Here is an 11934-nt window from a genome sequence, read left to right as displayed (position 1 = left end):
CATGCAGACGTTGCCACAGGACGTGGCGCTTTTAGTCTGCGTTACTTCGTGGGCAAGGCGCTTGCGCTTTTCTTACCATAACTTATATCCCTTGGCTCCTGGAGGTGCATTTTGAATTAAATCGATAAATGGAATAGTGTAGGCAAATAGAATAAGAACAACGGTAATTCCGAGCCACAGCTTCCAGTTTTCGAATACCATCGGCGCTTTTTCTGCTTCATCAGCCGCTTCTCCGACAGGGAATTCCTGCTCGCCCTTTGGTGCGAAGAATGCAAGATTGATAAAGATATAGATCATTAAAATAATGCCAATGAAGAGAATAGATCCGCCGATTGCCTGTGCAACCTGGTATGGAATCCATTCTGCTGCTTGTGCTGCTCCGCCATATTCAGAATATGATGAACGGCGCGGTGCTCCGAGCAGACCTGCAGCATGCATGGCACCGGACATGAATGTCATTCCGATTGACCAGATAACTGCCTGGATGATCCCTAATTTATTCATTGCTTTGGTTAATGTTCTTCCAGTCAGATGAGGAATAAGCCAGTAAGAAACCCCAAAGAATGTAAGTACTACAGATGTTGCCACTGTTAAGTGAAAGTGGCCGGTTACCCAAATCGTATTATGAACTACCTGGTTCATCTGGTGGGAGGCGTTGACGATCCCGCCGGCACCCGCAGGGATAAAGGCTACCATTCCAATGAAAGGAACGGCAAATCGCGCATCTCCCCAAGGAAGTTTCTTAACCCAGCCGAATAACCCTGTTGCCCCTTTAGAACGGCCAAAGCTTTCGAAAGTAGCAAATAAAGAAAATGCAGTCATTAAAGATGGAATGACAACCAGGAATGTCAGGATAACCTGCAGAAACTTCCATGCCGGGTCAATTCCCGGCTCCATTAATTGATGGTGAAATCCGACAGGGATTGAGAACAGCAGGAATAATATAAAAGACAAACGTGCCAAGGAATCAGAGAAAATCTTTCCGCCGATGACTTTTGGTATGACGACATACCAGGCCATATAAGCCGGCAATAGCCAGAAGTAAACAAGCGGATGTCCGAAATACCAGAATAAAGTACGGCTGACACCGATATTTACGGTTTCAACAAATCCCAATGACCATGGAAGCAGCTGGAAAAGAACAGTTGAGGCTACACCGATTGTTGCAACAATCCACATCATCGTGTTGACCAGCGACATGAAGGTTAATAATGGACTAGGCTGACCAGGATTTTTCCTTCGCCATTCTGCATATTTCATAATGATTGCTGCCCCGTCAATCCAGCTTCCCACTATAACAAGTGTTAATCCGATATAGTACAAAGCATGTGCTTGAAGAGGAGCATAGAAAGTATATAGAACAGTTGCTTCATTCAGCAGGATCATAACAGCTGCAAGAACAGTTCCCGCTGTCATCAGCCAAAAACCGATCCAGCCGGTAATCCGCTGTTTATTTGTAAGGGTCCCTGATGTTTTGCTTGTTGCAGCTAACTGGAAGCCCATTATGAAAAAGGTAGTAAGTACAAGGCCCAATACAACACCGTGAACCGTGAGAATTTGATAATACCCGATACCTGCCGGAAGCTCGAATTTACCGGAGCGGACCAAGGTCTGCAATAAACCGGCAAGGCCGCCTATTGCTAAAGCTGTAAAGGCAACGAAAAAGTGGGCCATTGCCAATTTTCCGTCACGGCGGTCAACTTTTAATTTTGCTGAAGGATTAAACATTATTCCACCACCTTAATTTTAGACGACATCATGTGGTGACCAACACCGCAATATTCATTACATACAATTAAGTATTCGCCTGTTTTATCAAATGTTGTCACATGTTCACTGATATAGCCGGGTTCAAGCATCATGTTGATATTTGATCCCGCAACTTCGAAACCGTGGACAACGTCTTTGGTTGTAGCGATAATTTTCACTTTAGCGCCATATGGAACCTCCACTTCAGCTGGGCTATAGGAAAACGCAGATGCTACGTATACCAATTCGTAATCCCAATCTTTTCCTTCTACCTTTTTCAATCCAGGCTCATTAAATGGAACGGTAGTATCGACCTTTTCAGGATCAATGGTTGCCAAACAGCTTGGAGGCTGATTTCCCAGGTAAAATGCGCTGACTCCCAGCACTGTTAGAAAAACAAGCAGCGATCCGATTCCAAAAATGAGCCAGGCTTTTTCAAACTTATGCATATGCATGGCTTTTTCCCCTTTCTAACTTTAAAAACGGCTGATAAATAATAGATAAACGCCTACCCATGTAATGATCAGGAAGAATCCCAATAAGAAAACGGAAGCTAACGTTCCCTTTAAGGAAGAGCTATCCTCTATTTCAGTTTTTGTTTTGCGGCTGAGTTCCGTTTTCGCCATTTTCCTTCACTCCTTTCGAAAATTGGAAAAAGTAAATGATTACACTTTCATAATACAAAACATTTAGGAAGATTCTAGATGCTTTTGGTGAGTTCACAAATTGTTCATTCGTAACTTAAACACTATGATAATGGTGAAAAATTGATATTTAAGTGATTTAAATCACAAAATACATCCGTAAATTGTGAAAAAAATGTGAAGGTTTACATTAGGCTACAAATATAGGGAATATTTATAAAAATAATTCATACTGAAGATGACAAACTGTTTGATTCACGAACGATTTTGACTAAAAATATGATTTTGATTCGTATTTAGTTGAAGGTTTTTGTTGAAGAATCAGGAAATGATGTTATAATGTTAATAAATTAATAACATTCACTCATATAATCGCGAGGATATGGCTCGCAAGTTTCTACCGGATTACCGTAAATAATTCGACTATGAGTGAGCAATGACCAGGACTTTTTTTTGTCATCCTCGTTTGCCTGCAGCTTAACTCCAGCCTGAAGGCCATTGCTTCACTCATTTTTATGCTGTGAATGCGATGGGTCTCAGGCTTTTTTATTTGGCCCTGAATTATGAAGGCTTTCTAACACAGAGGAGGATGCAAAATGGATATGCTTATTGAAAAAATAAAATGCGAAGGGATTGTTTTATCACCTTCAGTCTTAAAGGTGGATTCATTTCTGAATCACCAAATAGACCCTCAGCTAATTCATGAAGTCGGAAGAGAATTTGCAGATAGATTCTCAAGCAGCGGGATTACAAAAATATTGACTATCGAATCTTCGGGGATTGCGCCAGCTGTAATGGCGGGGCTTCATCTGAATGTCCCGGTTGTATTTGCGAGAAAAAGAAAATCTCTCACTCTGATAAATGATCTGATTACAGCTTCTGTCTATTCTTTTACTAAGGAAGAAACAAGTGAAATCTCTGTTTCGAAGAAATATCTTTCAGAAGAGGATAATCTACTGATCATTGATGACTTTCTAGCGAATGGACAGGCTGCATTAGGTCTTGCGGAAATAGCCCAAAAAGCGGGATCAGCAGTTGCAGGGATAGGAATTGTTATTGAAAAAGGCTTTCAAAAGGGTGGCCAGCAGCTGAGAGATAAGGGATTCCGGGTCGAATCTTTAGCTATTATTGACTCTCTTGAAAATGGCATGATCAGCTTTGAAGAAACCACAGAGAATATGGGGGAATTGATCCGATGAATCAGAATCCAATTAAAATTGCTTCGCTCGGAATTCAGCATGTCCTTGCCATGTATGCAGGCGCGGTCATTGTACCGCTGATTGTAGGAGGGGCACTGGGATTAACGGGGGAACAGCTTACTTATCTGGTTTCAATTGATATTTTTATGTGCGGAATTGCAACACTGCTTCAAGTATGGCGCAGCAGATTTTTTGGTATTGGGCTTCCGGTCGTCCTTGGCTGCACATTTACGGCTGTTGGACCAATGATTGCGATTGGCGGTCAGTATGGAATACCGGCAATCTATGGTTCTATACTGGTTTCCGGTATTTTTGTGGTAGCTGTTTCAAAGTATTTTGGAAAACTGGTGAAATTTTTCCCGCCTGTTGTGACAGGGTCAGTAGTTACAATTATCGGGATTACGTTAATTCCTGTTGCCATGAATAATATGGCTGGCGGGCAGGGAAGCCCGGATTTTGGTTCGATGATAAACATAGCATTGGCTTTTGGAACTTTGCTGTTCATCATTATTCTCTTCCGTTTTTTTAAAGGCTTTATTCGTGCAATTGCCATTTTGCTTGGGCTGGCTGCTGGCACCATTACAGCGTTTTTTATGGGCATGGTAGATTTCTCTGCAGTTGGAGAAGCTTCCTGGTTTCATATGCCATCACCTTTCTATTTTGGCATGCCGACATTTGAGGTGACAGCGATCCTTACTATGATTCTAGTAGCAATGGTCAGTTTAGTTGAATCTACCGGCGTTTATTTTGCTCTGAGTGATATCTGTGAAGAAAAATTGGAAGAAAAGGATCTGTCAAATGGTTATCGTGCTGAAGGGCTTGCAATCATCCTTGGTGCTGTCTTTAATGCTTTTCCTTATACAACATATTCCCAAAACGTCGGACTTCTTCAGATGTCAGGCGTAAAAACGAAAAATGTCATATATACAGCAGGTGCTTTCCTTGTATTGCTTGGGCTGGTTCCGAAAATCGGCGCATTGACCACTATCATTCCAACTCCGGTATTGGGAGGTGCAATGGTTGCCATGTTCGGTATGGTAGTCGCCTATGGCATTAAAATGCTCAGCAAGGTGGAGTTCTCCTCCCAGGAAAATTTATTGATCATTGCCTGCTCTGTCGGGATGGGACTGGGAGTAACAGCTGTTCCTGAACTATTCGCGCAAATGCCTTCGAGTATACGCATCCTGACTGATAATGGAATAGTGGCAGGCAGTGTGACGGCAATTCTTTTAAACATCGTATTCAATGTTGCTAAAGGTAAAAAAGCAGTTCAGCCTGCATCTTTTGCGGAGCAGAAGGCTTCATAATTCTTCTTTGCGGTAATCACAATAATTCTGGAAATCAATATAATAATCTATCGGTATTTTTACATTTCCTAAGCGATTGTTCCCGCAAGAAAGAGAGTGTAATGTGATGGAGAAATATTATTGTGATAACTGCCGGCTTTTATATAATGAAGAAGAGGTTTGTGCTGCTTGCGGTATCCTGGTTACGAAAAAAATATATATAGAAGTACAAAAGCACCATAAAAAGAATAATGGATTGGATGCATCAGAATAATTTTGTCATGGGCCAGCCAAACTTATTGAATTGGAAAAGATTTAGTAATGCTATTCCTTTAGTTATTCATTTATAATAAAGATGCACAACAACTCCTTCAAAACACATTGCTTCCTCCTAATGGGGGAGCTTTTTTTTGTTCAATTATCCAATTTTGAAACATAAATTGCTTTTATTTGGAAAAATTAACAGAAAGAAAATGAAGGAGAGTCACGTATGCCAGCAATTGTATCAGTAGCGGAGGCAATACCAGAACATATTCTGACACAGGATCAGGTAATGGATTTTGCCAGGGATTTATTTTCGGATTCCTTTAAGGATATTGAACGGCTATTAAAAGCTTTCCATAACGGCCAAATTGAAAAGCGGCACTTTGTAAAGGGAATGGAATGGTTCAAAACAGATAAATCATTTGAAGAACGAAACAATGCATATATTGAACAGTCTATTGAACTGGGAACAAGGGCAATAAAGCACTGTCTGGAAAATGACCTTTTCCTGACCAGAAATCTTCCGTGCGATGAAATCGACGCCATCTTTACTATTTCAAGTTCAGGGATTGCCACTCCGAGTATTGAAGCAAGAATTATGAATAAGCTTCCATTCTCTGAGCATACGAAACGAATCCCGATATGGGGGCTGGGATGTGCAGGCGGCGCCTCGGGGCTTTCAAGAGCTTATGAATACTGTCTGGCTTTCCCTGAAGCAAAGGTGCTGGTTTTAAGTATAGAGTTATGCAGTTTGACCTTTCAGCGCAATGACCGGTCAAAGAGCAATCTTATCGGGACCTCTCTTTTTGCTGACGGTGCAGCATGTGCGCTTATAACGGGTGATGAGGTACAAAGGGATTTTCAAAAGCTGTCATCCATTCCCGGAATTCGGGGAACCCAATCAACAACCATGCGAAATTCTTTGGATGTAATGGGCTGGGAAGTTAAGAATGAGGGGTTATATGTGGTTTTCTCAAAGGACATACCATCCATAATAGAGGACTGGCTAAAGCCTAATGTAACGGAATTTCTAAGGGGAAAAGGCATAGAAATGGAAGAGATAACCCATTTTGTTGCCCATCCAGGCGGTAAAAAAGTCATTGATGCATATCAGAAAGCGCTGCATTTCGCCCCTTGTATGACAGGGATTTCACTTGATGTATTAAAGGAATTCGGTAATATGTCATCTGCAACTATTCTATACGTACTCAAAAGGTTTATGGAGATCGGCAGGCAGGGAGATACCGGGCTTGCAACTGCACTCGGACCGGGATTCAGCTCGGAATTACTGCTGCTGGAATGGGAGTGAATACATGCTGTTCATAATTTTTATTACCTTCATCATTTTGCAGAGGGCAGCAGAGCTTGCTTTAGCCCGGAGTAATGAAAAGTGGATGAAAGGCAGGGGGGCACTGGAGTTTGGCCAGAGGCACTATCCGTGGATCGTTGCGGTTCACTCTTCCTTTTTTGTCTGCTATCTGCTGGAAGTAGTAATCTTTGAAAAAAATCTGTCGCCTTTTTGGCCCATACTGCTGATTCTGTTCTTCCTTACCCAGGCTGGGAGGATATGGGCTCTGTTTTCTTTAGGGAAATACTGGAATACAAAAATTATTGTCCTGCCGGGAGCTAAGATAGTCAGAAGAGGGCCATACCGGTTCATAAAGCATCCTAACTATGCCATTGTAGCTGCTGAATTTCTCGTGATTCCTTTCATGTTTCAGGCTTATCTAACGGCTGCAGTATTAACTTTGCTAAATATAATGGTGCTATCGGTCAGAATACCAGCAGAGGAAAAAGCACTGAAGGAATTGACAGAATACGAAGAAGCCTTTTTACGATTACGGACTGACCTTAATGAAGATATTAAAAAAGTTTGACAATTTTAAAATCCCTATTGAAAATGATTATCGTTCGTGATAAACTTCTAATTGAATTTGAAAATTATTCTCAATATCATTCCAACAGGAAGGTGCTGCTACATATGACAATTCTATTCGTTGCCGGCACAATTGCTGCCTACTCACTTGTTATGAAACATGTTTTAAATAACGTAGCTAGACCACATACAAGATAATAACTACTTATTGAAACCAGGCTATCTATGCCTGGTTTTTGTTTTCATATCGTCTATTTTATTTGGTTTTAGAAGTTTAAATACATTAATGCACTGTTTGATTGGAGCGGAAGGAGCGAGATCCTCGAAAATGCTATCGCATTTTCTTCGTGCGGTGTTTTTTCAAGGAAGCTTATTCAACGTCCAGTGGGAGCAGCGGGACAGGTGAGACCCCGGAGACGCGTACCGTTGAGGAGGCCCAGCGCCCGCCCCACGGAAAGCGAAAGCCTGCAGCGGAAATCAACGGGCCAAATTGAAAGACAAACAATTTATAAGCAGTAATTTGAAAATAGAACATAGAATAACAGCAGAAACCGATTTTACTGATAAAAATTAGAAAAATCAAAGATTAATCCATCCTGTATAGGAAAATAAACAAAAATCATTTAAAATAGGAAGTAAATTAAAGTTACAAGGGGATTATTGGAAATGGCCGACACGATTTTGCAACCAGGATTGCAGCAAACTGAATTAATAAACAGAATAACTGCTATATATACATTTGCCAAGAGAAATGGAGATGCCGAGACAGCCGAAAGAGCAAAGGATCTTGTAATTAAGCTAAGGAACCAGGAATTTGCCATAGCTTTTTGCGGGCACTTTTCTGCCGGAAAATCAAGCATGATCAACAGGCTGGCAGGGGAGGATCTTCTTCCTTCCTCGCCGATTCCAACCAGTGCGAACCTGGTCAAAGTCAAATCTGGTGAGGAAGATTATGCGAAAGTAATTTTTAAAGAAGGAAAGCCAAGGCTTTATCCTGCCCCGTATGATTACGGACAGGTAAAATCCTATTGCAAAGACGGAGATTCTATCCATTCCATTGAAATTAGCCATTCCGCCGCCAGCTTGCCCAAAAAGGCAGTGATTATGGATACACCAGGAATCGATTCTACTGATGATGCGCATAGAATTGCTACTGAATCTGCTCTTCATTTAGCTGACCTCATTTTTTATGTAATGGATTACAACCATGTGCAGTCGGAATTAAATTTTCTTTTTACGAAAGAACTGACGGCAGCAGGAAAAGATGTTTATCTTGTAATCAATCAGATTGATAAACATCGCGATGAAGAACTCAGCTTTGAGCAATTCAAAAAAAGTGTAAAGGATTCATTTGCATCCTGGGGAGTAAAGCCTGCCCGGATTTTTTACACCACGTTAAAAGACGAGAACCATCCTGCAAACGATTTTAAGGAACTTCAGAGCTTTATTAACAGCAGCATCGCTGATCGTGAAGAACTTTTGCCTCAGTCTGTTTTTAATTCTTTGAAGAAATTAACAGAGGATCATCTTGAGTTTTTAAGAGACTCTCATGCAGCTGAAAAAGCTGACTGGGAAGAAAAACTGGCAGAACTTGATCAGGATGACAGGGAGCAGCTTCCCGGCAGACTGGAAGACCTGGAGAAGCAGTTAAATAAGATGAATTCTTCCATACATGAGGCTGATATAGAGGTAACCGGTAAATTAGAAGAGATATTGAAAAATGCCTATTTAATGCCTTTCCAAACGAGGGAACTGGCTGAATCATACCTTGAATCGTGCCAGCCTTCCTTTAAGATTGGACTGTTTTTCAGCAAACAGAAAACGGAGCAGGAAAGGTCTTTGAGGCTTGACCGCTTCTATGAGGATTTATCAGAAAAAGTTAAATCTCAGCTGGAGTGGCATATAAAGGAGCTGTTTTTACAGCAGTTCAAGCAGCATAATATCCATGATTCTGAAAAACTTGCACAAGTTCAGAGCTTCAAGCTTAACTTTGAACCAGCTGTTTTAGCTGAAACAGTAAAAACCGGGGCAATGGTTTCAGGTGACTATGTTCTGCAGTATACAAACGACACAGCTGAGGCTGTAAAGAGAATTGCCAAAAAGAACGCAGCTTCTTTAAAAAATGCACTTCTAGAAGCACTCGAAGAAAATAACAGCCAGGAACAAACTGCGCTGATCAATGAAATTCACACCCTTAATGATCACGCTGAAGCCTTAAGTGCGCTAAAGGCCATCCATGAAAAAATTAATAAGGCATCAGCGGGAATGAAAGTCTATTTGACTGGTGAATTTAATACTCATGAGTTTCAGGAAAAAGCCCAGATGCTTGCAGCAGAAGAAGTTGATGAAGCTGAAGTTGTTTTCCTGAATGAAGATAATGCTGAGAAAGAACAAATAACCCGGAACTCTGAACAGTCACCTGATGAAGAGCCTGAAAAGGAAGCGGTTGCTTCAGCTGTACAGCCTGTTATTGAAAAGCTTCAATATACTGCTAATGCAGTAAAGGAGCTCCCTGGCTTCAGAAAGCTTGCAGCTGATTTGGCAGATAAAGCATCAAGGCTTGAGAGCAAAGAATTCACAGTTGCCCTTTTTGGTGCATTTAGTGCAGGGAAGTCCTCCTTTGCCAACGCTTTGATCGGGAATAAGCTTCTTCCTGTTTCACCGAATCCGACGACAGCTGCTATCAACAAGATTAAGCCTGTTACAGATGAATATAAACATGGAACCGTTCTTGTTAAAGTTAAAGATTCGCATACACTTTTAAATGATATCAATCATTCCTTGAAGGTGTTTGATTATTCAGCAGGAAACTTTGATGATGCTGCCGCCGCAATTAAGAAGATTACTGGTGAAAACCAGGATTTTGATGCGAGTGAAAAGACACACTTTGCATTTCTTAATGCCTTTATGAAAGGGTACAATTTCTTCACTGATAAGCTGGGGAAAATCATTAAAGCTGACTTGGATGAGTTTGGAGATTATGTTGCCAATGAAGAAAAATCATGCTTTGTTGAAACGATTGAAGTTTACTTTGACTGTGAACTGACAAGGCAGGGAATTACCCTGGTTGACACACCCGGGGCAGATTCAATTAATGCGAGGCATACTGGAGTCGCATTCGAATATATAAAAAACTCGGATGCTATCCTTTTTGTCACTTATTATAATCATGCCTTCTCAAAAGCGGATAGAGAGTTCCTTATCCAGCTGGGGAGGGTTAAGGATACGTTCTCCCTTGATAAGATGTTCTTTATCGTCAATGCCATTGACCTTGCCAATAATGAAGAAGAAAAAGATTCGGTGCTCCAGTACGTTGAAGAACAGCTGGTGCAATACGGAATCCGGCGTCCTAATCTGTCTGGCATTTCAAGCCTTCAAGCTCTGGCAGAGAAGCTCGATAGCAGCAAAGAGGAAGTATCTAATATCAGTTCATTTGAAAAAAACTTTTACTCCTTTATTAATCAGGATCTGCTGAATATTTCCGTTTCATCAGCAGAAACAGAGTGGAGACGCCTTTTAGCCCAGTTGAGGTCTTATATTTCTTCCTCACAGGAAAATAAAGAAGTCAGGATTGAAAAGCTCAAACAGCTTGAGAAAGAACACCAGACAATTCATGCGCTTATCAGCGGACAAAAACCTGAACTGCTTTCCCAAAGGCTTGAACAGGAAACGGATGAGCTTCTCTTTTACATCAAGCAAAGAGTATTTCTTCGTTTTTTCGACTTTGTTAAGGAGGCCTTCAATCCTTCAGTTCTGAAAGATGACGGCAGGAATTTAAAGAAAATGCTTAAGGCGGCACTTGATGAATTCCTTGCAAGCTTTGGATTTGATTTTGCCCAGGAGCTTCGCGCAACAACATTAAGGCTTGAATCCTATATATCCAAGCTGATCGGCCAGCAGCAGGAGACTATTTCAAAAAAAGCCTCCAATGTGAACAGTGATTTGTCCTTTAGCTCATATGAGCCGTTAAAAATGGAAAGCATTGAATTTGAATCAGCATTTTCCAATGAAGACCCGAACCAATTTAGAAAAGCTTTGTCCTACTTTAAAAATCCAAAAGCATTTTTTGAAAAAAATGAGCGCAAGCAATTAGCGGATGAACTTGAGAAGAATCTTCAGGAACCTGCAGACCGTTATCTGCAGGCTGAAAGCAGCAGGCTGCAATTCCATTACAGCAGCCTGCTGATGGTTGAATTCGAGCGGATGCTCAATTCGATGATTGAACAGAACAACGAATATTATGAAGGAATTACGGCTGCTTTAAAAGATGATTTCCCAATTGAAGAGCTGAAAGAAATTGAGAGGAATATTGCACAGTACGAAAATTAACTTGGAAAGGTTGCTGCTTTTCACATGGACAATTGGCTGTGCACAGCAGAAGAGAAATATAATATCGATATCCTTTTTGCTTGTGAAGCGGGGAGCAGGGCCTGGGGGACAGATGAAGCGGATTCTGATTATGATATTCGCTTCATCTTCAAACATAGAAATCTGAAAACATATCTTTCCCTTGAGTGCCCAAAAGAGGTTATCAATACAGATACCCCATTTGATGCGCACGGCTGGGATATCTTTAAAGCATTTGACCTTATGCAGAAATCCAATCCCAGTATATTTGAATGGGCATACTCACCTATTATCTACAAGGATTTGAACGGCTTTTCAGAAAGGCTGAGGAGTATTGCGGAAGTAGAGTATTCAAGATTTAAGTTATTCCAGCATTACACTCAGGCTTTTTCCCGCAATCTTGGTGAAGCGGTAAAGAACGAGGATTTTACGTTTAAGAAACAGAAGCTGCTGATTCAGGCAGTAAGGGCCTGCCTCATATCAAGGCAGCTGCTTCAGCAACGTAACGTAAAAGGGGATTTTTTGTATGAACTATACCCCGGATAGCGGACACTGATAAAAAAGTGCCC

The 11934-nt window shown here is 41.2% G+C and carries 10 protein-coding genes and 1 riboswitch; of the genes, 7 read left to right on the top strand and 3 right to left on the bottom strand.

From position 1 onward, the window contains the following. Positions 1–72 precede the first annotated feature (72 nt). The 3 genes from PBF_RS24350 to PBF_RS24340 are packed head-to-tail and all read right to left on the bottom strand — an operon-like array spanning position 73 to position 2375. Complete coding sequence (locus PBF_RS24350) at positions 73–1728, bottom strand: b(o/a)3-type cytochrome-c oxidase subunit 1 (protein WP_035333558.1); 1656 nt, start codon at positions 1726–1728, stop codon at positions 73–75. Further along, complete coding sequence (locus PBF_RS24345; RefSeq protein WP_035333556.1) at positions 1728–2204, bottom strand: cytochrome c oxidase subunit II; 477 nt, start codon at positions 2202–2204, stop codon at positions 1728–1730. Before PBF_RS24345 ends, PBF_RS24350 begins: the two co-directional genes overlap by 1 nt. A 21-nt stretch (positions 2205–2225) precedes the next feature. Then, the gene (locus tag PBF_RS24340; protein ID WP_035333553.1) at positions 2226–2375 is read right to left on the bottom strand and encodes a hypothetical protein; all 150 of its coding nucleotides are present in this window, start codon (positions 2373–2375) and stop codon (positions 2226–2228) included. Between the two features lie 362 nt (positions 2376–2737). Next, a riboswitch (purine riboswitch) is annotated at positions 2738–2839 on the top strand. A gap of 150 nt (positions 2840–2989) precedes the next feature. Between PBF_RS24340 and PBF_RS24335 the strand changes: the two genes are divergently transcribed. The 7 genes from PBF_RS24335 to PBF_RS24305 all read left to right on the top strand — a co-directional run bounded on the left by PBF_RS24335 (position 2990) and on the right by PBF_RS24305 (position 11911). Continuing rightward, positions 2990–3592, top strand: a complete 603-nt coding sequence (locus PBF_RS24335) for a xanthine phosphoribosyltransferase (RefSeq protein ID WP_035333551.1) — start codon at positions 2990–2992, stop codon at positions 3590–3592. After that, on the top strand, positions 3589–4899 hold the full coding sequence (locus PBF_RS24330) for a nucleobase:cation symporter-2 family protein (protein ID WP_035333549.1): 1311 nt from the start codon (positions 3589–3591) through the stop codon (positions 4897–4899). The genes PBF_RS24335 and PBF_RS24330 overlap by 4 nt, the downstream gene beginning before the upstream one ends. Positions 4900–5002: 103 nt before the next feature. Further along, positions 5003–5152, top strand: coding sequence for a hypothetical protein (locus PBF_RS26320; protein WP_160169292.1), 150 nt, complete (start codon positions 5003–5005; stop codon positions 5150–5152). Positions 5153–5368: 216 nt separating this feature from the next. Further along, positions 5369–6451 (top strand): type III polyketide synthase, encoded by a 1083-nt coding sequence (locus PBF_RS24325; protein ID WP_035333547.1) that lies wholly within the window; start codon positions 5369–5371, stop codon positions 6449–6451. 4 nt (positions 6452–6455) lie between these two features. After that, on the top strand, positions 6456–7019 hold the full coding sequence (locus PBF_RS24320; protein ID WP_035333545.1) for an isoprenylcysteine carboxyl methyltransferase family protein: 564 nt from the start codon (positions 6456–6458) through the stop codon (positions 7017–7019). 665 nt (positions 7020–7684) lie between these two features. Beyond that, positions 7685–11347, top strand: a complete 3663-nt coding sequence (locus PBF_RS24310; protein WP_035333543.1) for a dynamin family protein — start codon at positions 7685–7687, stop codon at positions 11345–11347. A 24-nt stretch (positions 11348–11371) separates the two neighbouring features. After that, a complete protein-coding gene (locus tag PBF_RS24305; RefSeq protein ID WP_235192334.1) occupies positions 11372–11911 on the top strand; it encodes a nucleotidyltransferase domain-containing protein in 540 nt (179 codons plus the stop codon). The last annotated feature ends 23 nt before the right edge of the window (positions 11912–11934 follow it).

It is taken from the genome of Cytobacillus firmus DS1 (assembly GCF_000565285.1).
In the GTDB taxonomy this organism is placed as follows: Bacteria; Bacillota; Bacilli; order Bacillales; family Cytobacillaceae; genus Cytobacillus; species Cytobacillus firmus_A.
Note: the sequence above shows the minus strand (reverse complement) of the source record. Positions and strands in the feature narration are given on the sequence as shown.

What these genes read in the sequence shown, in the direction of transcription:
- PBF_RS24320 (WP_035333545.1), top strand. Translation starts at nt 6,456, where the DNA reads ATGCTGTTCATAATTTTTATTACCTTCATCATTTTGCAGAGGGCAGCA.
- PBF_RS24310 (WP_035333543.1), top strand. Translation starts at nt 7,685, where the DNA reads ATGGCCGACACGATTTTGCAACCAGGATTGCAGCAAACTGAATTAATA.
- PBF_RS24340 (WP_035333553.1), bottom strand. Translation starts at nt 2,375, where the DNA reads ATGGCGAAAACGGAACTCAGCCGCAAAACAAAAACTGAAATAGAGGAT.
- PBF_RS24330 (WP_035333549.1), top strand. Translation starts at nt 3,589, where the DNA reads ATGAATCAGAATCCAATTAAAATTGCTTCGCTCGGAATTCAGCATGTC.
- PBF_RS24350 (WP_035333558.1), bottom strand. Translation starts at nt 1,728, where the DNA reads ATGTTTAATCCTTCAGCAAAATTAAAAGTTGACCGCCGTGACGGAAAA.
- PBF_RS24345 (WP_035333556.1), bottom strand. Translation starts at nt 2,204, where the DNA reads ATGCATATGCATAAGTTTGAAAAAGCCTGGCTCATTTTTGGAATCGGA.
- PBF_RS24335 (WP_035333551.1), top strand. Translation starts at nt 2,990, where the DNA reads ATGGATATGCTTATTGAAAAAATAAAATGCGAAGGGATTGTTTTATCA.
- PBF_RS24305 (WP_235192334.1), top strand. Translation starts at nt 11,372, where the DNA reads ATGGACAATTGGCTGTGCACAGCAGAAGAGAAATATAATATCGATATC.
- PBF_RS24325 (WP_035333547.1), top strand. Translation starts at nt 5,369, where the DNA reads ATGCCAGCAATTGTATCAGTAGCGGAGGCAATACCAGAACATATTCTG.